This is a genomic window from Enterobacter sp. SLBN-59 (assembly GCF_024807915.1).
Taxonomy (GTDB): domain Bacteria; phylum Pseudomonadota; class Gammaproteobacteria; order Enterobacterales; family Enterobacteriaceae; genus Enterobacter; species Enterobacter asburiae_B.
Window position 1 is genome coordinate 2,562,273 of the sequence record NZ_JANUFI010000001.1, and the last position, 24,393, is coordinate 2,586,665.

Annotated in this window: 20 protein-coding genes; 11 read left to right on the forward strand and 9 right to left on the reverse strand. The window is 55.1% G+C overall.

Features of this window, described 5'->3' with window-relative positions; all coding sequences use genetic code 11:
- Positions 1-7: 7 nt before the first annotated feature.
- The gene (gene ytfR, locus M2422_RS12255; protein WP_008501421.1) at positions 8-1,510 is read right to left on the reverse strand and encodes a galactofuranose ABC transporter, ATP-binding protein YtfR; all 1,503 of its coding nucleotides are present in this window, start codon (positions 1,508-1,510) and stop codon (positions 8-10) included.
- Positions 1,511-1,643: 133 nt separating this feature from the next.
- Complete coding sequence (ytfQ, locus tag M2422_RS12260; protein WP_014882271.1) at positions 1,644-2,600, reverse strand: galactofuranose ABC transporter substrate-binding protein YtfQ; 957 nt, start codon at positions 2,598-2,600, stop codon at positions 1,644-1,646.
- Between the two features lie 309 nt (positions 2,601-2,909).
- Between ytfQ and ppa the strand changes: the two genes are divergently transcribed.
- From ppa to M2422_RS12275, 3 genes are all read left to right on the forward strand, one after another.
- Positions 2,910-3,440 carry an inorganic diphosphatase gene (gene ppa / locus M2422_RS12265; protein WP_010427397.1) on the forward strand — a complete coding sequence of 177 codons (531 nt, stop codon included), beginning with the start codon at positions 2,910-2,912 and terminating at the stop codon, positions 3,438-3,440.
- Positions 3,441-3,664: 224 nt separating this feature from the next.
- The gene (locus M2422_RS12270) at positions 3,665-4,249 is read left to right on the forward strand and encodes a hypothetical protein (protein ID WP_032662463.1); all 585 of its coding nucleotides are present in this window, start codon (positions 3,665-3,667) and stop codon (positions 4,247-4,249) included.
- Entirely contained in the window at positions 4,246-4,716 is a 471-nt protein-coding gene (locus M2422_RS12275; RefSeq protein WP_064673135.1) for a hypothetical protein, read from the forward strand. Before M2422_RS12270 ends, M2422_RS12275 begins: the two co-directional genes overlap by 4 nt.
- A gap of 315 nt (positions 4,717-5,031) precedes the next feature.
- On the opposite strand, the gene M2422_RS12280 is transcribed toward M2422_RS12275, so the two are convergent.
- The 3 genes from M2422_RS12280 to tamA are packed head-to-tail and all read right to left on the reverse strand — an operon-like array spanning position 5,032 to position 10,885.
- A complete protein-coding gene (locus tag M2422_RS12280; protein WP_014830431.1) occupies positions 5,032-5,376 on the reverse strand; it encodes a gamma-glutamylcyclotransferase in 345 nt (114 codons plus the stop codon).
- Positions 5,377-5,378: 2 nt separating this feature from the next.
- Positions 5,379-9,155, reverse strand: a complete 3,777-nt coding sequence (gene tamB / locus M2422_RS12285) for an autotransporter assembly complex protein TamB (RefSeq protein ID WP_064673134.1) — start codon at positions 9,153-9,155, stop codon at positions 5,379-5,381.
- Complete coding sequence (gene tamA, locus M2422_RS12290; RefSeq protein ID WP_064673133.1) at positions 9,152-10,885, reverse strand: autotransporter assembly complex protein TamA; 1,734 nt, start codon at positions 10,883-10,885, stop codon at positions 9,152-9,154. The genes tamB and tamA overlap by 4 nt, the downstream gene beginning before the upstream one ends.
- A gap of 224 nt (positions 10,886-11,109) precedes the next feature.
- Between tamA and msrA the strand changes: the two genes are divergently transcribed.
- Both msrA and M2422_RS12300 read left to right on the forward strand, forming a co-directional pair.
- A complete protein-coding gene (gene msrA / locus M2422_RS12295; protein ID WP_029741954.1) occupies positions 11,110-11,751 on the forward strand; it encodes a peptide-methionine (S)-S-oxide reductase MsrA in 642 nt (213 codons plus the stop codon).
- A gap of 212 nt (positions 11,752-11,963) precedes the next feature.
- A complete protein-coding gene (locus tag M2422_RS12300; RefSeq protein WP_032662457.1) occupies positions 11,964-13,301 on the forward strand; it encodes a hemolysin family protein in 1,338 nt (445 codons plus the stop codon).
- A gap of 71 nt (positions 13,302-13,372) precedes the next feature.
- Here M2422_RS12300 and M2422_RS12305 read toward each other — a convergent pair whose 3' ends face one another.
- Positions 13,373-13,579, reverse strand: a complete 207-nt coding sequence (locus tag M2422_RS12305) for a DUF1107 domain-containing protein (RefSeq protein WP_008501430.1) — start codon at positions 13,577-13,579, stop codon at positions 13,373-13,375.
- Positions 13,580-13,903: 324 nt separating this feature from the next.
- Here M2422_RS12305 and M2422_RS12310 point away from each other — a divergent pair, with 324 nt between their 5' ends.
- The gene (locus M2422_RS12310; RefSeq protein ID WP_033144484.1) at positions 13,904-14,461 is read left to right on the forward strand and encodes a YtfJ family protein; all 558 of its coding nucleotides are present in this window, start codon (positions 13,904-13,906) and stop codon (positions 14,459-14,461) included.
- Here M2422_RS12310 and cysQ read toward each other — a convergent pair.
- Positions 14,455-15,195, reverse strand: coding sequence for a 3'(2'),5'-bisphosphate nucleotidase CysQ (gene cysQ / locus M2422_RS12315; RefSeq protein WP_023310160.1), 741 nt, complete (start codon positions 15,193-15,195; stop codon positions 14,455-14,457). The two genes, M2422_RS12310 and cysQ, sit on opposite strands and share 7 nt — an antisense overlap.
- Positions 15,196-15,385: 190 nt before the next feature.
- On the opposite strand from cysQ, the gene M2422_RS12320 reads away from it, so the two are divergent.
- Positions 15,386-17,329: a bifunctional 2',3'-cyclic-nucleotide 2'-phosphodiesterase/3'-nucleotidase gene (locus tag M2422_RS12320; protein WP_064673132.1), complete on the forward strand. Its 1,944-nt coding sequence runs from the start codon at positions 15,386-15,388 to the stop codon at positions 17,327-17,329.
- Positions 17,330-17,882: 553 nt separating this feature from the next.
- On the opposite strand, the gene M2422_RS12325 is transcribed toward M2422_RS12320, so the two are convergent.
- Positions 17,883-18,269, reverse strand: a complete 387-nt coding sequence (locus M2422_RS12325) for a helix-turn-helix domain-containing protein (RefSeq protein ID WP_032651400.1) — start codon at positions 18,267-18,269, stop codon at positions 17,883-17,885.
- An 84-nt stretch (positions 18,270-18,353) separates the two neighbouring features.
- On the opposite strand from M2422_RS12325, the gene M2422_RS12330 reads away from it, so the two are divergent.
- The gene (locus M2422_RS12330; RefSeq protein ID WP_064673131.1) at positions 18,354-19,202 is read left to right on the forward strand and encodes an SDR family oxidoreductase; all 849 of its coding nucleotides are present in this window, start codon (positions 18,354-18,356) and stop codon (positions 19,200-19,202) included.
- Positions 19,203-19,287: 85 nt separating this feature from the next.
- Here the strand turns inward: M2422_RS12330 and M2422_RS12335 are convergent, their stop codons facing one another.
- The gene (locus M2422_RS12335; protein ID WP_226852590.1) at positions 19,288-20,742 is read right to left on the reverse strand and encodes a beta-ketoacyl synthase; all 1,455 of its coding nucleotides are present in this window, start codon (positions 20,740-20,742) and stop codon (positions 19,288-19,290) included.
- 620 nt (positions 20,743-21,362) lie between these two features.
- Between M2422_RS12335 and M2422_RS12340 the strand changes: the two genes are divergently transcribed.
- From M2422_RS12340 to M2422_RS12350, 3 genes are all read left to right on the forward strand, one after another.
- Positions 21,363-22,406, forward strand: coding sequence for a GlxA family transcriptional regulator (locus tag M2422_RS12340; RefSeq protein ID WP_231113498.1), 1,044 nt, complete (start codon positions 21,363-21,365; stop codon positions 22,404-22,406).
- A 48-nt stretch (positions 22,407-22,454) separates the two neighbouring features.
- Entirely contained in the window at positions 22,455-23,279 is an 825-nt protein-coding gene (locus M2422_RS12345) for an AraC family transcriptional regulator (RefSeq protein ID WP_064673129.1), read from the forward strand.
- 75 nt (positions 23,280-23,354) lie between these two features.
- Positions 23,355-24,320 (forward strand): DMT family transporter, encoded by a 966-nt coding sequence (locus tag M2422_RS12350; protein WP_064673128.1) that lies wholly within the window; start codon positions 23,355-23,357, stop codon positions 24,318-24,320.
- Positions 24,321-24,393: the final 73 nt, after the last annotated feature.

Here is a 24,393-nt window from a genome sequence, read left to right on the forward strand (position 1 = left end):
TTACTCCTTATGCCGCGATGGCATTCATGATCGCCGGAACGGACAGCTTATCCAGCGGGATCTCTGCCACCTGTTTGCGATCGCGCATGATGATGACGCGATCGGCATATCCCACCAGCTCCTCCAGCTCGGACGAAATAACCAGCAGCGCCAGACCGTCCGCGCACAGGGTTTCGATAAGCCGGATAATTTCGGCGTGCGCCCCCACGTCAATGCCGCGGGTCGGTTCGTCGAGGATCAGGAACTGAGGTTTGGTCAGCAGCCAGCGGGAGAGCAGCACCTTCTGCTGGTTGCCGCCGGAGAGGAACTCGATGGGCTGTTCCGCGCTCGGGGTACGAATACCCAGCTGACGGATAAAGCGCTCGGCAATGGCGTTTTGCTCTTTACGCGGGATCGGGCGCAGCCAGCCGCGCTGGGCCTGCAGCGCCAGAATGATATTTTCCCGCACCGAGGCCGCGGCAATAATGCCGTCCGTTTTCCGATCTTCCGGGCAGAAGCCGACGCCCAGACAGGAGGCCTGATGCGGGGATCGCAGGGTTTGCGGTTTGCCCTTGATCAGCGCGCTGCCGCTGTCGGCCGGCTTGATCCCGAAGATCACTTCGGCGGTTTCGGTTCGTCCGGATCCTAACAGGCCCGCCAGCCCGACAATTTCGCCCGGGCGGACTTCCAGATTAAACGGCGATATCACGCCTTTCTTGCCGTAATCGCTGAACGCGGCGACCGGTTTCTCGCTCAGCAGCGTGCGCCCGGCGCGCTGAAGGGCGTTGGTTTCCAGCTCGCGGCCCAGCATCATTTTCACCAGTTCGATCTGCGGCAGCTCGCGGGTTTCGCGGCAGCCGACAAAGCTGCCGTTGCGCAGCACCGTGATGCGATCGCTTACCTCATATACCTGATCGAGGAAGTGGGTAACGAAGATCAGGCTGACGCCCTGATCGCGCAGCTGACGCATCAGGGTAAAGAGCATCTCAACTTCCTGGGTATCGAGGCTGGCGGTGGGTTCGTCGAGGATCAGCACCTTTGCCGAGAGATCGATCGCGCGACAGATGGCGACAATCTGCTGCATCGCCACGGAAAAGCGGTTCAGCGGCTCGCGGACGTCAAGGGAGAAACCGTACGATTCCATCAGCTTTGTCGCCCGCGCCTCCATCTCTTTGCGGCGCAGCAGGCCAAAACGTCGCGGCTCACGGCCAATAAACAGATTATCCGCCACCGACATATTCGGCAGCAGGTTCACTTCCTGGTACACCGTCCCGATCCCCAGCTGTTGGGCATGGGCGGTATTTTTCGGCGAAATGGCGTTGCCTTCCAGCCAGATGGTGCCGCGATCGGCATGATAAACGCCGGTCAGGGATTTAATCAGCGTCGATTTTCCCGCGCCGTTCTCGCCCAGCAGCGCCATGATCTCACCGCGCCGCAGGCTGAAATCAACGTTATCCAGCGCCTTTACGCCGGGGAAGAATTTGCTTAAGCCCTCTGTGCGGAGGATTTCCTGGTGTTGTTCAGTGGTCATGGTTTTCCCCCTCACCCTGATCCTCTCCCCGGAGGGGAGAGGGGATTGATCGTGCCAATTGTTAATATCCAGCTCCGCCCTGCCTTTCTCCCTCTCCCCTCCGGGGAGAGGGCTGGGGTGAGGGGCGCGGGTCTTAGTAGCCCATATTTTTCTTCTTCTCTAACTCTTCTTTCGCCGTATCAGGCAGGTAGAGCGTGGACTTGGTGACCGTCACCTTCTCAGGCATCGTGCCGTCTTTCTTGAATTTCTCCAGCGCGTCGAATGCCGGACCCGCCATGTTTGGCGTCAGCTCCACGCTGGCGTTGGCTTCGCCGTCGATCATCGCTTTGTAGATGTCCGGCACGCCGTCGATAGAGCCGGTGAGGATATCTTTGCCCGGCTTCAGGCCCGCTTCTTTAATCGCCTGAATCGCACCGATCACCATGTCATCGTTGTGGGCGTAAACCATGCAGATGTTCTTGCCGTTGTTTTCAGCCTTGATGAAGCTCTCCATGACCTCTTTACCTTTACTGCGCGTAAAGTCGCCGGACTGAGAACGGATAATCTTGATGTTTGGCGCTTTAGCGATGGCCTCAGCAAAGCCTTTTTTACGATCGATGGCCACGCTCGCGCCGACGGTGCCCTGCAGCTCAACGACGTTACACGGCTTGCCGTCGACCTGTTTCACCAGCCAGTCGCCAATCAATTGCCCTTCAAGCACGTTGTTGGCGGTCACGGTGGTCATATAGAGGGATTTGTCTTTGACGTCGATGGAACGGTCGAGCAGGAAGACCGGGATCTCAGCGTCTTTCGCTTCCTTCAGGACGGGTTCCCAGCCGGTCGCCACGACGGGTGCAATAAAGATGGCATCCACGCCCTGGGCGATAAAGGAGCGCACGGCTTTGATCTGATTCTCTTGTTTTTGCTGACCATCGGCGATTTTCAGGGTAATGCCGCGTTTCTGAGCCTCGCTTTTCGCAACGTTGGTTTCTGCCGCTCGCCAGCCAGATTCAGAGCCGACCTGCGAAAAACCTACGGTTAAGGGAGCGGCCATCGCCATAGACGACATGGCTGCCGAAACTGCTGTGACAAGAAGTAAGCGCTTCCACATATGAGCGTCCTCGTAGGGGTGTTTATTGTTGGTTAAAAGATGTTCTGCGAAATGACTATAGCCCATGAAATATGTAACGAATTGCGTTACATCACACTTCAGAAAAGTGAATAAAACGTTAATCACAAGTTTGTAATCGCTTTCATTTCGCCATGAAAAATGCGGCTGAGTTTATGGATTTTTCTGTCATGGAATCGGTCTGAAAAGTGGAGAAAGCGGGGAGAGAAAGCGAAAACAGGCGGAGACATTCAGCGCGAGTTGGCTATAATACCTGCCACTTGTTTACCATCCATTTTAAAGGACACCGACATGAGCTTACTCAACGTCCCAGCGGGTAAAGAACTGCCAGAAGACATCTACGTAGTTATCGAAATCCCGGCTAACGCAGATCCGATCAAATACGAAGTGGACAAAGAGAGCGGCGCCCTGTTCGTAGACCGTTTCATGTCTACCGCGATGTTCTATCCGTGCAACTACGGTTACATCAACCACACCCTGTCTCTGGACGGTGACCCGGTTGACGTGCTGGTCCCAACGCCATACCCACTGGAGCCAGGCTCCGTCATTCGCTGCCGTCCAGTTGGCGTGCTGAAAATGACCGACGAATCCGGTGAAGATGCGAAGCTGGTTGCGGTACCGCACACCAAGCTGAGCAAAGAATACGATCACATCAAAGATGTGAACGACCTGCCAGAGCTGCTGAAAGCGCAGATCACTCACTTCTTCGAGCACTACAAAGACCTCGAAAAAGGCAAGTGGGTTAAAGTTGACGGCTGGGACAACGCAGAAGCGGCGAAAGCAGAAATCATCGCCTCTTTCGAACGCGCTGCTAAGAAGTAATTCTTACCGCTGTTAATGAAGGCCCCGCGAGTCGGGGCTTTTTTATTTCCCTGGTTGAGAGTAGTACAAACTTAACTTTTAAGAATAATCCCATTCCTTTTGTTTTGGATATTAAAAACAAAAAAAAGACTCCCTATCATTTATAGTGGGAGTGGTTGAATAGCCTGGCTGTTCACAACATACTGTCATGATGATCATTAATCCCCATTCATTACAGGATTCATATGTCATCCATTAACATTGATGTTGCCCGCCCAACTGGAATTTATTTTATCATTGAACGGTTGTATTCCCGCGATGGTTATATGCCTTCTATTGGGGAAATCAGCCCCTCTTTGACACAGGTGCACCGTACTGTCATTCAGCTAAAACGCAAGCAGGATATGTTTATGGATGGTGTTAAGGTTACCCCTAAAGATATTACCCTTTGGCAACAGATAAAATATATTACGGGTTCAAAAGTAACGACCAAGGATACAGATGCGTTAGTGTATACGACCGATTTTATCGGCTCCCTTGTTGCCACCACGCCTTTAGGTAATATTGAGCATGAAAATATTCCTCGCTTCCTCACGACAGAGTCTATCCACTCCCTTCCACAGGCGGTGAGTTATGGGCGTGATCCCATCCCACAAGTCCTTCTTTATGGTCGTAAGGATATAGTCTTCTTTATGGATAATGGTGGTAAGGGTACACCAACCGCTATTGCAAAATATAACCACAATACTCGTGACCTTGCCATAATCAAAGATCAGCTAGAAGCCAGTAAAACGATGAAGGAGCTGCTATCTAAGGGAGCAAAATTATGAGTAAGAAAAGCCATGTCATAAGCCTATTCGTCCTTATTATTGCCTCCTTTGTCTTTGGCAGAAGTACTTATGTTGAATATCTGTCATGGTACTATGGAAGCGATCATTTAATATTCAGTCAAATAAATAGCGCATTACTATCTGGTTTACTTAACGGACTTTACTTCGCGCTATCATCAAGCATTATTTATGCGTTACTCACTCTATTAAAAACAATTCCCAGAAATATCTTTTTTTCTTGTCTTCTGCAATTCTTTATTAACATAGGGCTATATACGCTTTTTGTTGCAGTAGATAAAGGTTATAGTAAATTGCATACTTTAGGCTCGGGTGCTACTGATATCACCCAAAGCTATTTTTTAGGGGCGTTGCTGATGAGCACACTCCTGACCGTCGCGATCGTGAGCGTTATACATGCTAAGTTTCTTTCTTCAAAGCATAAAGATGGGCTACATAAAGGCGTTTGACTGTTACGGTAAAGACAGTAAATGGCAGTATCTCTGCATCATGACATTCCAGCTTGCCTGGTTTTTGTTTTACTTATGGATCCCTTATCGAAGCGATTATGTGATTCTGCTGTTTTTACTGTTTTTCCTGCCCGTCATTTCAAGCAATACGCGGTGCATAAACTACTATGGCCGTTCACGCGCCTTGTGTTTTTTATGGCTTATTGCCCCGTACATCATGCTGTTCGTTCCTCTGTTTTTAACCCGACGCCGGGATACAGAAGAGAGTTGAAGGAATAAAAAAAACAACGCCACCTCACGGTGGCGTTGTTTTTTTCAGTACTGGTCTCTGTCTAACCAGTTACCGCTTACAATCCGCGTTAACCCTTCGACCGGACGCTGGTAGACGTACATCCACGCACTTCCGTACGGAGTCTGGATCAACTGGCGTGCGTATTCACCGCCCCTGGTGCGCAAGGCATCAAGTTCGGCAAGCGTCGCGTTATCAATACGATAGACTTCACCCTGTACTGTTCCTTCGCCCGGAACCGCGCCTGGATAGTGGCCCAGGCTGTACAACTGGTAGTTCTCGATATTGTAATTCCCCAGCAGCAGGGCATTGGTCATCCAGTGACTGTTGCCTTGCTTGGTTCGTAAACTGCCGTAGACAAATATTCGCATTGCTAAAACTCAAACTGATAGAGCAGATCAAGTGCCTGGTCTACGCCGGACACTGCTTCCAGATATAGCTTGGGCATCAGGCGATAGCGTAACGTGAGAGTTGCCAGTGAGTCAAAGATCCCCACACCATATTTTACCTGCAGACCCGGCAATACATAGCCGCTGACCACCACCTGCGAGGAGTCACCCACGCCCTGGGTGTCCAGCGCCAGATTGCTTACGCCGAACGTCTCGCCGATTTTACCCACAACCTGCCCACTTTGTGCAACCCCCAGACCCACTAACATCGAGGTCATCGCCGCACTGTCGCTTTGTCCGCTGTTCAGACCTTGCCCACGCAGCAGATAAGAGAGCGCTTCCTGCTGCGACATCGCCGGGTCAGAGAAGATCTCCGCCTTCGGTTCGTCGGCGGAGCCGGTGACGCGAACGCCAGCAATGACGTCGTCTTCCGTCGCTTCCGGGTTACGAATCGCCTCGATGTTCAGCAGGGGCTGATCCGGTGGACCGGAGAACAGCAGCTCGCCTTTGCGCACAATCAGATCCTGACCATAGGCGTGGAAACGTCCTTCAGGGATAGTGATCTGCCCGTTCAGGCCAAGCCCCTGTTTATCCTGCGCGACTTTCAGGTCGCCCGTGAGCCTCGCCTTCAGCCCAAACGCATTCAACCGCACGTTATTCCCCACGTGCACGATGAGGTTACTATTGATCGGTATGCCCGCGCTCTTCTGTTCGACAGGTTTCAGATTTTCATTGAGCATCACTTCATCACTTGAGACGCCGACCGCGCTTTCCGGCACGTCGTGAACCACGATGCGCGCCCACGGCACGTCGACGCGTCCGTCAAGCGTGAAGAGGCTTGGCGTGGCTTCAAAGACCACATCAGGCGAGACGTCCAGGCGCACCATCGGCGGTACGGTGATGCGCACCTTGCTGCCCTTCGCGGCAATACGGGCGCGCCAGTTGTCGAGCTGGCTCCAGTCCGCGTCGCCGCTCAGGTTGATTTGCCCTTGCTGCGTCAATACCGAGCCGCTCAGCGTCGAGCTCATGCCGTTGAAGTTCATCGCGATCTGGCTGGGCTGCATGTCAAACGGCATGAAGTTACCGTCGATATCCACGCCGCTGAGCCGCATCTGACCGAACAGCTGCGGGCTTTGCACGTTACCGGCCAGGCGCAGGTTAGCGTTCAGCATGCCCTCCGCTTTTTCCCCGCGCGCGAAAATCGGGTTCACCATCGCCAGGTTGAAGTTACGGACGTTGACGTTGCCGCCCAGATTACGCCGTCCCTGCGGATCGGTAATCTGGACCTGCCCGTCCAGCTGACCGTTGTTGGTCAGGCGGATCGTCCACCCCAGCTGTGCGCGATTGTTATGCAGATCGGCACTCAGGTTCAGGGTGTCGAACGCCACCGGCAGCGGCGCGTCGTTGACCTCCTGCGTCACCTTCACGTTACGCCCGGACAGCGTGACGCTGCCCTGCGGCAGTCCCTCTTTGGTGGTGTCCCAGGCCACATCGGCTTTCCCGCTGAAGACGCCGCTGGCCTGGGTCGTATCCGGCATAAACGGCTTCAGCATCGCCAGATCGAAGCGGTTGAGATTGATCTGCGCGCGCCCTTCCGCACCCGCATCGATGGTCTGCGGCACGCACAGCTCCGCATTCGGGTTGGTCCAGCAGTGTGGCCCAATGCTTATCTTCTGCTCAGCGTTGCGATAGTCGAGGGCAATGGATCGCGAGAGCGCCAGCGGCCCGACCGGCGTATTGAAGCGCGTGTTATCCAGCGTCCCTTTCCAGCGTTCTTCTTTGCGGTCGAAGCTGCCGGTAAGGTGAAGCTGGCCGGAGACCGGCTCGCCCTGCACGCGCAGCTGGAGGTCGTGCTGTTTCTCGTTCCCTTTGGCGTCCAGGGTGACCAGGTTAATGTTCACGTCCGGCTGAGAAATGCGCTCCACGCGCAGGTTCAGGCTACCGCCGATCTGATCGGTGGATTTCACATCCCCTTCCACGCGGACGCGGGCAACGCTCAGCTCCTGCCAGCGCAGGTTATTGGCGGTAATGTCCGCCAGCAGCTGCGGCGCCTCCACCGTACCGCGCACTTTCACGAGGCCCTTCGCCGTGCCGCCCAGCCCCGGCAGGGCGTTATCCAGATTCGGCGCGTCGATGGTGGCATCCAGATTGAGATCTTTCACCCCCAGCTCGCCTTTGATATCCGCCGTGTTGCGGCCCAGCGCCACGTGCAGCCCCGGGATAACCCACTGCAGATAGCTGTTGCCTTTCACCGAGCCTTCAACGTTAACCTTGTTCTGCTTCACGTTCCCGGTGAGCTTGATTTCCGGCACGTCCATCTGCCACGTACCGCCGTACAGGCTGCCGCGGGTTTTAATCAGGCCATCCAGCTTCGACGGCCAGTCCGGCACCTCTTTGGCGGTGTTAATGCCCGTCAGCTTCAGCTCGCCGCGCCAGCTGATCGCCTGCTGCCAGTCGAGCAGCGCGGTCAGCTCGGTTTTGCCTTCCAGCGCCGCGACGGTCAGCTTGTCGAGGTTGACCTGCTGTTCGTTGCCCTTCGCATCCAGCGTGATGTTCGCGGGCGGCACGCCCTGTCCCTTCACCGCGGTGCGGAACGAGAGCGCGTAGTCGGTCATCTTGCCGCTCAGCTTCAGCTTCAGATCATCGGCCTGGAACTGCTTTTCGCCGGTGAACGGCCAGTAAAGCTGCTTGCTGACAACCTCCAGATTGAGCGGCAGCCCGGCTTCCGCCAGCTGCGTTTGCGCGCGCAGAACCATGTCCACCGGGCCGGAGAGATTCACCCCGACATCCAGCTTATCGCGCAGCGCACCGCCCACTTTGACCTTCACCTTTTCGCCTTTCAGCGGATCGATGTTGAGGGCACTGTTAAGCGTGATGTCCACCGGCCAGTTATCGCGCAGCAGGGCATTCCCTGACGCATTCACCGAGCCCTGGTTGGTGTCGATATCCAGCGCGTCGAGCTTCATGTTGCCGTCAATGCTGCTGACTTTCAGCAGCATGTTATAGACCGTCAGATCGGTATCGCCGGTCAGGCGCAGCTGCTCGCCTTTGAACTCCTCGATGTTGAGGTTCAGCGGCAGGTGAACGTCGGTCATTTCCGGCAGGACAGGCTTCGAGAAGAGATCTTTCAGCGTTTCGCCCAGCGGCTTTTCTTCCGGCTGCGGGTTCTGGATCTTCGGCTCGACGATCTCTTCCTGCGCCACGTCGGCCACCTTCGGCAACGCGATCAGCAAGCCCTGCAGGGACGTCGGCGTCAGGGTGAGGTTTTTCTCCTGCCAGCGCAGGCCGGAGGTGAAATCCATCACGGACACGGTAGTGTCGTCGATTTTGATATTGACGTTATCAAGCGCGACCCGATAGAGCGCGATCGGGTACGGCGTGGAGAGATTCAGCGGGCCGCTGTCCTCTTCCTCGACCGGCGCAGACTTCGGCATTTTTTTCGAATCTATCGCCACGTTGACGTCTTTAAGCGACAGATCGTTGACGCAGAGCTTGCTGTCGCGCAGGCAGCCCAGCTTCACCGCCAGGTGGAACTCCCCGGCGTTCACCGCCACGCCCGGCTGCTCGTAGCGGATATTCTTCAGACGCAGGTCGCGCCAGCCGCCCGTTACCTGGCCAATCTCCAGCCCCGGCACCCAGCGGTTCGCAGCGTTAAACAGCAGATGCAGCCCGGTCGTCGTTCCCACCAGAAACGCCACCGTACCGAGCAGCAGCACGATAAAAATCAGCACCCCGAGGCTTATTTTCTTCCATAAACTCATAATTCAGGCCCCAGACCGATGTAAAACTGTAATCCGTGCTCTTCTTTGTCGCCGACAGGCACGGCGAAGTCGAGCTTGATGGGCCCGACGGGTGACTGCCAGCGTACGCCCACGCCCGCGCCGGTTTTGAAGTCGCTGCGGCGGATATCGTTCACCGCCTCACCGCCGTCAACAAACATGGCGCCCCACCACTTTCCGCTGACGTTGTACTGATACTCCAGCGATCCGGTCGCCAGTTTTGATGCACCGGTAAGTTGGCCTTTCTCGTTCTCAGGTGAGATCGATTTGTACTTATACCCACGAATGCTGCGGTCGCCCCCGGCGAAGAAGCGCAGATCCGGCGGAACGCGCTCGAAGTCTCCCGTTTCAATCCAGCCGAGATTGCCGCGCATCACAAAGCGGTGTTTGTCGTACAGCGTGCGGATCCAGACGTTTTGCGCCTGAATCACCGAGAAATCCACGTCGGAGCCCCAGGCGGAGTTGGAATAATCGATGGAGTAGCGCTGTGAGTCGCCCCAGCTCGGCATCAGGCCGCCGCGCGAGCGGGTACGGCTGATCATCACGCCCGGATAAAGCAGCATGGTGGTATTGGTGACGTTGGCCTGGGTAAAGTGGTCCAGGCTCCAGCGCAGGTTAATGGCGCGCTGCCAGCCGCTGGAGAGATCCCAGAAGCGGGAGACCGCAAGCGTTGTTGAGTCCTGCTTGGTGTCGTTCAAGTCGGTGCGCTTAAAACCGCCCTGCACAAGGTAATATTGCTCAAGCGGATTTTTCAGCAGCGGCATTTTGTAGCTGAAATCCAGCTGCTGCTCGGGCGCAGAGAGGCTCAGGCTGGTGGTCAGGCTGTGACCGTACGAGTTCATCCACGGTTTTTTCCACGAGGTTCTCACGCGTGGTCCAACATCCGTCGAGTAGCCAACACCGGTCTCAATGGTGTTCTCGGTGCGCGGCGAGACAACGCCATGCAGCGGCAACACCTTCGTTTTGCGAGACTTATCAAATTCCGGCGCGACAACCACGGAGTTAAACCAGCCGGTAGCGGAAAGACGACGGTTCAGTTCCGCCAGGTCCCTCGACTGGTAGTAATCCCCTTTTTTGAACGGCACGAGGTTTTGCAGATACTCTTCACGAATTTGCGAACCTTCAAACGTCACATCGCCAAAGCGGTAGCGTTCTCCGCTGTCGTAGTCGATATCCCAGAAGGCCTGACGCCGATCCAGCGCAATCCCCAGCTGGCTTTTATTGAACTGGCTGTCGAAGTAGCCCTTACGCAGGGAAACGTTCGTCAGCTCTTTTTTGAAATGATCGTAGTCACCGTGGTTAAGCACGGTACCGATTTTCGGCCGCGTGCTGAGCAGGTCCAGGTAATCCCGGTCGGTACGCGCCCCGCCGCGCAGGATAACGTTCGTGCCGCCAATCAATACCGGCTCACCCGGCGAAACGCGGGCAATAAGAACCTGGCGCCCCTTCTTTGGCGGCGGGCGAAGATCGAAATCAATGGTGGGTTCGTAATACCCCAGCGCTTTAAGCCCTTCACGGATGGCGTCATCCACGCGCGCGCGAAAACGCCGGTCCGGCGTCACCTCATCACTCTGGATGGTCGACAACTGCGCACGCACGTTTTTTTCCAGCGCCCCGGATAACCCCTCAACCTGCAAACGGACATTCGCCGCGCTGGCAATCCCGCTTGTCAGCAACACACTGACTAAACATAACTGGCGGATTTTTGTCACGTTTTCTCCTGAATATCCCTGTTTCCACCCTGGAAGCAAATGAAGTACCGCTCCGCGGCAAAATACGGCCTGTTGGCCAAAAACCCAAATCACGGGTTGAAAACGGGTGTAACACCCAAATATTTCTTATGATTAAATCTAGACTCATTCAGCGCATTTATTGTGTTCAATTAAACGCTTCGTGACAACCTTAACCGAAACATCGCACCCCGGGAGGCCCCATCGTGAGTTTATTCGACAAAAAGCATCTGGTTTCACAAACTGATGCATTACCGGGACGCAACACCCCTATGCCTGTGGCGACCTTACACGCCGTCAATAACCATTCCATGACCAACGTGCCGGAGGGAATGGAAATCGCCCTGTTCGCCATGGGCTGCTTCTGGGGCGTTGAGCGCCTCTTCTGGCAGCTGCCCGGCGTTTACAGCACGGCGGCTGGCTACACGGGCGGCTACACGCCGAATCCTACCTATCGCGAAGTCTGCTCCGGCGAAACAGGGCATGCGGAAGCGGTACGCGTGGTCTATGACCCTGCAGTCATCAGCTACGAGCAACTCCTGCAGGTCTTCTGGGAAAACCACGACCCGGCGCAGGGCATGCGTCAGGGCAACGACCACGGCACACAGTACCGTTCGGCCATTTATCCGCTCACGCCCGAGCAAGATGCCGCCGCACGCGCCAGCCTTGAGCGTTTCCAGCAGGCCATGCGTGAAGCGGGCGATACGCGCGAGGTGACGACGGAAATCACCACCGCGAAACCGTTCTACTATGCCGAGGACGATCACCAGCAGTATCTGCATAAAAACCCGTACGGCTACTGCGGTATCGGGGGCATCGGCGTCTGCCTGCCGCCACAGCTGGCCTGATTATCAGCCGTTAAATCGTCGCCCGTACCGGACAGCGCCACGCTGTCCGGTCTTTTTTATGCCAAATTGTGACCTCTGGCAGATTTACATCTCTTTACGCTATACTACCCGCTGAAATAATCGGCTCAACGCTACGAGCTGATTTTCAATGTGTTTTCACACAAATGGTATCAACTCCCCTTCTGAGGATCTGGCGATAAGCCGGATAAACTATGTTAAACAGTATTTTAGTAATACTTTGTCTGATTGCCGTCAGCGCGTTTTTCTCGATATCTGAGATCTCGCTGGCCGCGTCCCGTAAAATCAAACTGAAGCTGCTTGCCGATGAAGGCAACATCAATGCCACCCGCATCCTGAAAATGCAGGAAAATCCCGGGATGTTCTTCACCGTGGTGCAAATTGGCCTCAACGCGGTCGCCATTCTCGGCGGTATCGTGGGTGATGCGGCGTTTTCTCCGGCGTTTTATAGTCTGTTTGTTAAGTACATGTCCGTTGAACTGGCCGAACAGCTGAGCTTTATCCTCTCCTTCTCGCTGGTAACCGGCCTGTTCATCCTCTTTGCAGACCTGACCCCGAAACGCATCGGTATGATTGCGCCAGAAGCTGTGGCTTTGCGTATCATCAACCCGATGCGCTTCTGTCTGTACGTGTTTCGTCCGCTGGTGTGGTTCTTCAACGGCCTGGCGAACGTCATTTTCCGCATCTTTAAGCTGCCGATGGTGCGTAAAGACGACATCACCTCTGACGACATTTATGCGGTGGTGGAAGCCGGCGCACTGGCCGGGGTGCTGCGCAAGCAGGAGCACGAGCTGATTGAGAACGTATTCGAACTGGAATCCCGTACCGTGCCGTCTTCCATGACGGGCCGTGAAAACATTATCTGGTTCGATTTACATGAAGATGAGCAGAGCCTGAAGAACAAAGTGGCGCAGCATCCGCACTCTAAGTTCCTGGTCTGTAATGAAGATATCGACCACATCATCGGTTACGTCGACTCCAAAGACCTGCTGAACCGCGTGCTGGCAAACCAGAGCCTGGCGCTTAACAGCGGCGTGCAGATCCGCAATACCCTGATTGTGCCGGACACCCTGACGCTCTCAGAAGCGTTGGAAAGTTTCAAAACCGCCGGGGAAGACTTCGCGGTTATCATGAACGAATACGCTCTGGTGGTGGGTATTATCACCCTGAACGACGTGATGACCACGCTGATGGGCGACCTGGTTGGCCAGGGGCTGGAAGAGCAGATTGTTCAGCGCGACGATAATTCGTGGCTGATTGATGGCGGCACACCGATTGAAGACGTGATGCGCGTGCTGGATATCGACGAGTTCCCGCAGTCCGGCAACTACGAGACCATCGGCGGCTTTATGATGTTTATGCTGCGTAAGATCCCGAAACGTACCGACTCGGTGAAGTTCTCCGGCTACAAGTTTGAAGTGGTGGATATTGATAACTACCGCATCGACCAGCTGCTGGTGACGCGCATCGATAACAAACCGACCGTACTGGTACCGAAGCTGCCGGACGCGGAAGAGAAGGTGTCGGCGTAAAGTACCAGCCTCTACAAACATCAACGGCTCCCATTGGGAGCCGTTTTTTTAACTACTGCATAGCACGTTGGTTAAGCCATCTCAGTCTGCAGACGCATAACCTGACGGTTGACTTCGGACATCACAGACAGGTGCTGTTTGTCCTTCACTTTTGGGACAAGGATCTTGCCCTTATCAAACTCAAAAGCGCCAACATCCTTGATGTACAACCGTCCACGGAACAGGATCTTCACGTACTTCGCCACCTGAAGCGGGTTGTAGCGTTGGAAAATTTTCATTATTGTATCTCCTGCGAATCATACGCTCTTGCGGTGCCACAATCGGCCCGACTGTCCTGAGCGCAAATTTTAATGCCCAATGACTATAGACCAGAACTACGGTGTTACCCAGTGTGCATAAGTTTATTTACCGTTTGATTACAATTATTCAGAATAATCTTTGCAAAGCGTGACCGGGCGCAGTATAAGCCGTCGTTTTTTCATGGATATGTGCGTTCGCCCGCAAACTGGCATCGGGATTGCGGGAAAACCCCATTGATCGCACTTATGATTAAAAGCGCAAGACCAAGTGGTCGGATCACCTGCAAACAATAAGGAAACGCCATGACCCTACGTAATATCCTTGCAGCAGCCTGCCTGCTGCTGCCGCTGTGGGCTTCCGCTCACAACATTGAAAAAGGACAACGTGTACCGCCAGTCGGCATTGCTGACCGGGGAGAATTGATTCTCGACAATGATAAGTTTAGCTACAAACCCTGGAATAGCGCGCAGCTCGCGGGCAAAGTGAGAGTTGTACAACATATTGCCGGTCGTACATCCGCAAAAGAGAAAAATGCTACCCTGGTGGAAGCGATCAAGGCCGCAAAATTCCCTCACGACCGCTACCAGACGACCACCATTGTTAACACCGACGACGCCATTCCGGGCTCCGGGATGTTTGTGCGCTCAAGCCTTGAGAGCAATAAAAAGCTCTACCCGTGGTCGCAGTTTATCGTCGACAGCAACGGCGTAACCCGTAAGGCCTGGCAGCTGGAAGAAGAGAGCTCCGCGATTATCGTGCTGGATAAAGAGGGCCGCGTACAGTGGGCGAAAGACGGCGCGTTAACCCAGGAAGAGGTGCAGCAGGTTGTCGACCTGCTGCATAAGCTGCTGGCTCAGTAAATAGAGACGCGGAAGCCGGGGTTGAGGAAGGATTCGCGCGGGGTATAGTCAAGCGGCTTGCCCTGCCAGTCATGAACATGCGCCCCGGCGGCCGCGGCAACGGCATGACCTGCCGCGGTATCCCAGACGTTGGTTGGCCCAAAGCGAGGGTAGAGCTGCGCATGGCCTTCCGCCACCAGGCAGAATTTCAGCGATGAGCCAATCGAGGTGGTCTGGTGTTCACCCAGCTGCTGCAGGTACTCCTGCAGCTCGCTGTCGCTGTGCGAGCGGCTAATCACCACCAGCGGTGGACGCGCATCGCGCACCTGGATCTGCTTGCGCACGCCGCACTCTTCCTTCCACGCCTTCCCTTCTGCAGCGCTGTACATCACCTTCATTACCGGCGCGTAGACCACGCCCAGCACCGCTTTGCCCTTCTCAATCAGGGCGATATTGACGGTGAATTCACCGTTGCGCTTGATGAACTCTTTTGTCCCGTCCAGCGGATCGACCAGCCAGTAACGCTGCCAGTGCTGGCGCTCGTCCCAGCTTTGCGGCGCTTCTTCTGACAGAACGGGGATATCCGGCGTTAAAGCCTGTAATCCTTTCAGGATCACCTTATGCGCCGCGATATCCGCCGCCGTGACCGGAGAGTCGTCGGCTTTGCTGACCACCTCCATAGGTTTACTGCCGTCATACACCTGCATGATGGCATCTCCCGCATCCCGTGCGAGCTGACAAATTTTATCTAGCATTTTCCACCTCTTTGTTAACGCAGTGAGGTTAACTCTTTGTTTTAGTTATATCGTAATGTGAACAATTCCGCTATCTGTGAAGCAATTCCGGTTTCAGGTTACTTTTTTCTGTCAGGATTCACATTTCTGTAAGCAACAAGCTATAGATACATACTCTTTTGTGCTCTGCATCGAAAAAAGGACTCCTCTGATGATTAAGTTTAGTGCAACGCTTCTGGCGACGCTGATTGCAGCAAGCGTACAGGCGGCGACGGTAGATCTGCGTATTCTGGAAACGACCGATCTGCACAGCAACATGATGGACTTCGATTACTACAAAGATACCCCGACGGAAAAATTCGGTCTGGTACGCACGGCAAGCCTGATCGATGCGGCGCGTGGCGAAGTGAAAAACAGCGTGCTGGTCGACAATGGCGATCTCATTCAGGGCAGTCCGCTCGGGGATTACATGGCGACCAGGGGGCTGAAAAAAGGCGAGATCCATCCTGTTTATAAAGCGATGAACACCCTGGACTATACCGTCGGCAACCTCGGCAACCACGAATTCAACTACGGTCTAAAATACCTGCATGACGCCCTTGCCGGTGCGAAATTCCCGTACGTTAACGCCAATATTATCGACGTTAAGACGCAAAAGCCGCTCTTTACCCCTTACCTGATTAAAGAGACAAACGTCGTCGACCAGGACGGTAAAAAACAGACGCTGAAAATCGGCTATATCGGCTTTGTGCCGCCGCAGATCATGACGTGGGATAAAGCCAACCTAGACGGCAAAGTGACCGTTAATGACATCACCGAAACCGCGCGGAAATACGTGCCGGAAATGCGCGAAAAAGGCGCCGATCTGGTGGTCGTTGTCGCCCACTCGGGCCTCTCCGCCGATCCGTATCAGGCCATGGCAGAAAACTCCGTTTACTATCTGAGTGAAGTCCCAGGCGTCGACGCGATCCTGTTCGGCCACGCCCACGCGGTCTTCCCGGGCAAAGATTTCGCCAGCATCAAAGGAGCGGACATTGAGAAAGGGACGCTCAACGGCGTGCCTTCGGTGATGCCGGGCATGTGGGGCGACCATCTTGGCGTGGTGGACCTAGTGCTGAATAACGACGGCGGCAGCTGGAAGGTGACGCAGTCAAAAGCCGAAGCGCGCCCGATTTACGACGCTGCGGCTAAAAAATCTCTGGCGGCGGAAGATAAAAAACTGGTCGACGTGCTGAAGCACGATCACGACGCCACGCGCGAATTCGTCAGCAAGCCGATCGGCAAATCCGCCGACAACATGTATAGCTTCCTGGCGCTGGTGCAGGACGACCCGACCGTTCAGGTCGTCAACATGGCGCAGAAAGCCTATGCGGAACACTTTGTGCAGGGCGATCCGGATCTGGCAAAACTGCCGGTTCTGTCAGCGGCTGCGCCATTCAAGGTGGGCGGGCGTAAGAACGACCCGGCAAGCTATGTTGAAGTCGAAAAGGGCCAGCTGACCTTCCGTAACGCCGCCGATCTCTATCTCTACCCGAACACGCTGGTGGTGGTAAAAGCGACGGGCCAGGAGGTGAAAGAGTGGCTGGAGTGCTCTGCCGGACAGTTTAACCAGATTGACCCGCACAGCAGTAAGCCGCAGTCGCTGATTAACTGGGACGGCTTCCGTACCTATAACTTCGACGTGATCGACGGCGTGAACTACCAGATTGACGTCACCCAGCCGGCGAAATATGACGGCGAGTGTCAGGCGATCAACCCGCAGGCGGAGCGCATCAAAAACCTGACCTTCAACGGCAAGGCGATCGACCCGAATGCCACCTTCCTGGTCGTGACCAATAACTACCGCGCCTACGGCGGTAAGTTTGCCGGTACGGGAGATAGCCACATCGCCTTTGCCTCGCCGGATGAGAACCGCTCGGTGCTGGCGGCGTGGATCAGCGCGGAGTCGAAGAAGGCGGGCGAAATTCATCCGGCGGTGGACAACAACTGGCGTCTCGCGCCGATCCACAGCGATACGAAACTGGATATCCGCTTTGAAACGTCGCCATCCGATAAAGCAGCCGCGTTTATCAAGGATAAAGCCCAGTATCCGATGAAGAAGGTCGCAACGGATGATATCGGGTTCGCGATTTATCAGGTGGATTTGAGCAAGTAAAAACAAAACGGCAACATACGTTGCCGTTTTTCGTGTTTGTTCCCTCTCCCTATGGGAGAGGGGTCCTCAGTAATTTTCCAACTCGAAGCGATGAATATTTCTTCAGAAAAATTAATGAATTGCAGCGATGCCCTGGTCCGGTTGTAAATCGCCGAAGCGTTTCCGCAAGGCCGGGGCGAGGCGCAAGGATGCGCCGAGAGGGCGTGGCCTGCAGGGATGCAGGCTCATGCCCGACCCGATAGCCTGAAGGAATAAGCTGAGGACAAAATTGCCGGGAGCAATTTTGGACAGCGCCTGAGCTGGCCCTGAAAGGGTGAGCCCCAGGGATGGGGCGAGCAATCCGCGAAGCGGCGATTTACCGCCGGGAGCCCGGGTCGCCAGGGCGGCGGCGATTGAGCCGCCCTGGCACGTTCACAGGCCATGTCGTTACAGAGTAGCAAGGAACATAAAGTGAACGGAATGACCACCAGAGTTATATGTTCCCCCTCACCCCAGCCCTCTCCCTCAAGGGAGAGGGGGTCGCCCACGCAGGCATTAGGTCAGGGTGAAGACATCAGGCCGCACGATCGTCCCTGTTCGCCATCACCTTCGGGGTATTCACCTCAATCCAGTCCGCCAGCGCGGCGACTTTCTCGCTGACCTCAATCCCCATCGGCGTCAGACTATACTCTACGTGCGGCGGCACCACCGGATACGACACGCGATCGACAAACCCGTCCAGCTCCAGCGCCTGGAGTGACTGCGACAGCATCTTTTCGCTCACCCCGCCCATTTTACGGCGCAGATCGCTAAAGCGATGCGTTCCCTGGCGCAGGGCCAGCAGAATCAGGACACCCCAGCGGCTGGTCACGTGTTTGAGCACCTCGCGTGAAGGACACTGTTCCGCGAAAAGATTGCCATCGCGCATTTGTTCGCTGAGCGTCGGTATCGTTGTTTTCATACTTACCTTTTTGTACGTACTTACTAAAAGTTAGCTATGGTGCTAGTGTGCCACAACACCAGACAAACACGAAGGAGATTCATCATGATCGCGATTACCGGTGCTACCGGCCAGCTTGGCCATCTCGTTATCGAACAGCTGTTGAAAACCGTACCGGCCAGCCAGATTGTGGCCATCGTACGTAACCCGGCGAAAGCGCAGGCCTTAAGCCAGCAGGGAATTGTGGTTCGCCAGGCGGACTACACGGATGAAGCCGCATTCACCGCCGCGCTGAGCGGCGTGGATAAGCTGCTGCTGATCTCTTCCAGCGAAGTCGGCCAGCGCGCAACCCAGCACCAGAACGTGATTAACGCCGCCAAAACGGCAGGCGTGAAATTTATCGCCTACACCAGCCTGCTGCATGCGGACAACTCCCCGCTGGGTCTGCACGTTGAACACGTTGCCACTGAAAAAGCGCTGGCGGCGTCCGGCATCTCTTATGCCCTGCTGCGCAATGGCTGGTATACCGAAAACTACCTGGCGAGCGCGCCGCCTGCGCTGGAACACGGCGTGTTTATTGGTGCGGCAGGCGAAGGCAAAATTGCCTCTGCCACCCGTGCCGACTATGCCGCGGCGGCCGCCAAAGTGATCGCAGAAGAGGGCCACGCGGGCAAGGTCTACGAACTGGCGGGCGACCACGGCTGGACGCTGAGCGAACTGGCGGCTGAACTCAGCAAACAGAGCGGGAAGCCGGTAACCTACCAGAATCTCAGTGAAGCGGATTTTGCCGCCGCGCTGAAAAGCGTCGGTCTGCCTGCCGGGCTGGCAGATATGCTGGCGGACTCCGATGTGGGTGCGTCCAAAGGGGGACTCTTTGACGATAGCCATACGCTGAGCAAGCTGATCGGGCGCGCAACGACCCCGCTGGCGCAGAGCATTAAAGCCATTCTTTAACGGTGTCACCGTTCTTTCCTGCGGCCGGGTGATTTCCCTTACCCGGCCCGCTCATATTTATTAATAATAAAATCAGATATAACGATTAAAAGTCCGGGTATTCTTTATCCGTCGCGTACGTTATCGGTTTTTCAAATCCGGGAATGGTGATGCCATTCATATCAATCTTAATATCTTCCTCATTTATCCCCTGCTGGCCGAAACGATAAATGACATTGAGTTCACCCTGCGAGGCCGCCTCGTCGTAGGCGTTAGCCTGACGTCGCACCTGGCGGTTACGCTGCTGATAATTCGCAAACACCGTTTCCCCATAGCGTTTGCGCAACCATTGATGGGTAAGCTTTGGCGAGTAAACCACCCCCGTGGCATTATTACCGCCAAAGCCTTTTGAATTAATAAAGGCGATTTGTCCCTGGCCTTCCTCTAATTTGCAGTCCTGAAGAGGAATGGTTAAGCGCGCATTGTTCACCTGCGGCGCGATGTGGGACACGCTTTTAATTCCCGGCAAAATACCATAGCGGAAGACGCCGAGGCAGCCGATAAGCTGGTCGCCGCTGGCGGGGCCTAGGGAGTGACCGAGGTACGATTTCACCGCCGTCACCGGCCAGTCGCGAATCGAAAAAGCTTGCGCAACGCGGTCAAAAATATCGGCCTCGGAGACGCAATTCTTCGGCGTGCTTGAGCCGTGCGCCTGAATAAACGATCCCTTCTGCACCGTCTCTATCCCGGCCATCGATACCGCAGAGGCTACGGCTTTCGCCATGGTGATGTAATTCCCCGGCCCCGTTGACGCAATAGAGCGTTTAAAGCCGTCAGCGTTGATGAAGACATTCCCCACCGAACCGTGGATCTCTGCGCCAAGCTGCAGCGCCAGCTCGTCGTCCATTAACACGACATACTGGCTGGATTCTGCGATAACAAAACCGCAGCTGTTGCCAAACGGGCGGCTGCTGTTGCGCCAGTCGGCCGTTTCCGTTTCATCAATGTGCTTAAGCTTGCTCTCCGTTGCCAGGGCGCCCATGGCATCGAATCCTTCAATCACTTCTGAGGTGACCGGCGCTTCGGCGCTGCCAACGACGGCTACGCGAATGCGCCCCGCTTTGATATCCTCAACTGCCGCATTCAGGTTATACAGAAACGTGGCACACGCCCCCAGCGTGGCGCTGGTATGACCGACGCTACCCAGCACATACGCATTGAGGAAATCGGCGCACATGCTGTTCAGGCCCAGCGGGCACTGTTTGGCGCTGACGCGATGGCCTTTCAGGCGCGACTGCAGCATCCCGCCAAAGCCATAATCGTCGAGCTGCCCCATGATATTGCCCGAATAGACGCCGAGCTGATCCGGCGTGATTTTGGCCTGTACCTCTCGCCACGGGATCCCCAGCGCGTTGATGGCGTCTGACGCTCCGACAATCGCCATTTGTAACGCCCGCGGATGGAACTGCGAATTGTAATGGTCGCCCGGACGGAATCCCTGCGGCAACAGCCCTGCAGCCTGAACCTCCGTGCGCAGCAACGCCTCAATTTTGCAGTCCATCTCTCCCTGAACGGTAATACGGACACGCCGATCCGCTAATTCCTCAACGTGCCATCCCGCCGGTAAGGGTTGAGGTAATTGCCTGGCAGATATATTAAAACTGAATCCCTCTTCGCCTGAAGCCATATTCAATTTTGCATGGCCGGCAATAGCATCGACATCAAAGTAGTCGCGCGTAATATTTCTGATAAGGGTTCCCTCAAGCACCTCGTCTTTTATCCTCGCGGCGGCCTGAGCAGGTGTAAATCTTTTACCGGAAATGTCGCAATACCCACCTTCATCATATTTAAGGACGCCCATCAGGTTGGCTAACGATAATAACGTATCCTGCCGTTCCTCTTCCGATAATGACTCAATAATCATTCGACGAAATGCATGATGTGAAGAACTACGCCCAGCTGGACCATAGCCGCCAAAAGCCGTTATTACGGGTAATTTCACCATAATTTATTCTCTCGTGGTCGTGGATTTATTTTATTAAGCAAGTGCGATAATTTCAGATATTAGTTTACAAATTACCAACAAAAGCTAATATGAAAATCCAGCCAAAACGCTGACTTTTTTGGCCACGGCAACGATGAGCCACCAAAAATAATAGTCAAAACAGGTATTAATCAAAAATGACAAATACACAAATAGGATTTGTGTTATGTGAACGCATGCTAAGTTCCGGTCTCAGTCTTCCGATTGAAATGTGGAAAGCGGCAGCCAGTAGCTATTTAGCTGAGCAAAAAAAAACATCCCACGCAGGCACGCACAAACCGGAGAAGTCACCCTTCAGGCTCTGTCGCCCGGAGAATATTCTGAAGGTGAATACCATTGGCATAAACAGCGAGCCCATTCTGACGCACAGTGGTTTTAGCATTACCGCCGATACCACCCTTGCCGCAGACAGACACTATGACGTTATCTATCTTCCTGCCCTGTGGCGCAATCCTCGCGCGGTGGTCAGACAAGAGCCTGAACTTCTGGAATGGCTGACCGAGCAGGCCGCGCGAGGAACCCGCATCGCCGCCGTCGGAACGGGCTGCTGTTTTCTGGCGGAGTCGGGATTGCTCAACGGAAAGCCTGCCACCACCCACTGGCACTACTTCAAACAATTCTCGCGCGACTACCCCAGCGTAAAATTACAGACAAAACATTTTCTCACTCAGGCCGATAATATTTTCTGCGCCGCAAGCGTTAAGGCCCTGTCAGATCTGACAATTCATTTTATTGAAACGACATACGGGAAACGTGTAGCCACCCATACTCAACGGACATTTTTCCATGAAATTCGTAGCCAGTTTGAACGTCAGTGTTACAGTGAAGAAAACAAACCCCATCCGGATGAAGATATTATTCAAATTCAAATCTGGATAAAAGCCAACTGCGCCTCGGATATATCCATGCAGAATCTTGCAGATATGGCTGGCATGAGTTTGCGCAACTTTAATCGCCGCTTTAAAAATGCCACCGACATGTCCCCACTGCAGTATTTATTAACCGCCAGAATTGAATCCGCCATGACAATGCTGCAATCCACCAATCTGTGTATTCAGGAGATTGCAAATGCGGTTGGATATCAGGATATTGCGCACTTTAATCGCCAGTTTAAGCATAAAACAACGGTTTCACCGGGGGATTACCGTAAGACCGTCCGGGCAAAGATGTTTAGTGCATAAATTCCGGTCATCTCTGATAATGAAAAGATGACCACGAGGAGGCTCAACGTGCAAGGCGTACCGGAACAGTTTAATGATGAAAGAGACAGCGCGCGCTTTCGCCATCTGGCGCAGTTGCCGGGCCTGGAGCTTTATCACGCGCATATTTCTGACTACGCCTTTGAGCCTCACACCCATGAAGCCTTCGGGATCGGCACGATTGAAACCGGTGCCGAACGCTTTCGCTATCGCGGTACCCAGCATCTCGCGGCGGAAAAATCCGTCGTTACCATGAACCCGGACGAGATCCATACCGGTGAATCCGCCACCGAAGGCGGCTGGCGCTACCGGATGGTCTATATCGAACCCGATCTGCTGGAAGAGGTGACCGGCCTCCGGCACTGGTGGTTTAGCGATGTCACGCGTCATGACCCGCTGCGCTCGCAGCAAATCGGCAGGCTGATTTACGGCTTGTGGCATACGGACGAGCCGCTTGCGCAAAAAGGATTACTGCTGGATCTGATTGAGACCTTCCAGCCGCTGGCCCATCACGCGCCGGTGATTCAGGAAGGCGCGCACCGCTTCGAACGCGTGCGCGAGTACCTGCACGACAACTACATGCACTCCCTGACTCTGGACGAGCTGGCCAGCGTCGTTTCGCTCAGCCCGTACCACTTCCAGCGCCAGTTCAAAGCCCATTTTCACGTTACGCCGCACCAGATGCTGATGGCCATTCGCCTCTGGCGCGCTAAAGCGTTCCTCACCCACGGCATGCCCGCCGCCGAAGTGGCAGCCGCGACCGGGCTGACCGACCAGTCCCATTTAACCCGCGCGTTTACCCGCCGCTACGGCATTACGCCCGTGCGCTACCAGAAGCAGGTCACCCGGCGCTAATGCGCAATCTCATACAATACGCGCGCATTTTCCCCTCCTACACTGCATGCAGCGTAAATACCTGTGGATGGAAAAATGATTAGTGGAGTGTTGTATGCCCTGCTGGCCGGGATGATGTGGGGGCTTATTTTTGTCGGCCCGCTGATCGTGCCCGAGTATCCGGCAATACTGCAGTCGACCGGACGCTATCTGGCGCTCGGGCTGATTGCTCTGCCCCTGGCGTGGCTGGGACGCGCGCGCTTGCGTCAGCTCAGCCGTCAGGACTGGGGCACCGCGCTGGCGCTGACCATGATGGGCAATCTTATCTACTACGTTTGCCTTGCGAGTGCCATTCAGCGTACCGGTGCGCCGGTATCTACCATGATTATCGGCACGCTGCCGGTCGTCATCCCCGTCTTTGCTAACCGGCTCTACAGCCACCGCGATGGCAAACTGGCGTGGTCAAAAATGATACCGGCGCTGGTATGCACCGCCGTGGGGCTGGTATGCGTCAATATTGCCGAGCTGCGTCACGGGCAGGCGGATGTTGACCTGTGGCGTTACGGTTCTGGCATTGTGCTGGCGTTCATTTCCGTGGCGTGCTGGGCATGGTATGCCCTGCGCAACGCGCGCTGGCTGCGGGAGAACCCGGACAAGCACCCGATGATGTGGGCGACGGCGCAGGCGCTGGTTACGCTGCCCGTCTCGCTGGTGGGCTATGCCGGCGCGTGCATCTGGTTAGGCCATCAACAGCCAGACTTCGCCCAACCCTTCGGGCCAAGACCCTGGGTGTTTATCGGCCTGATGGTTGCGATTGCGGTGCTGTGCTCATGGGTGGGCGCGCTGTGCTGGAACATTGCCAGCCAGAAGCTGCCGACGGTGATTTTAGGGCCGCTGATTGTCTTCGAAACCCTGGCCGGACTGCTTTATACCTTCCTGATGCGCCAGAGCTTACCGCCGTTATTCACGGCCTGCGGGATCGCGCTGCTGGTGGTGGGAGTGGTGATGGCGGTAAGAGCGAAGCCGGAAAAACCGAGGGTCATTCCGGCTTCGGAGATGTGAGCATTGCCCAGCGGCGCTGCGCTTGCAGGGCCTACAAAATCGTAGGCCCGGTAAGGCGTAGCCGCCACCGGGC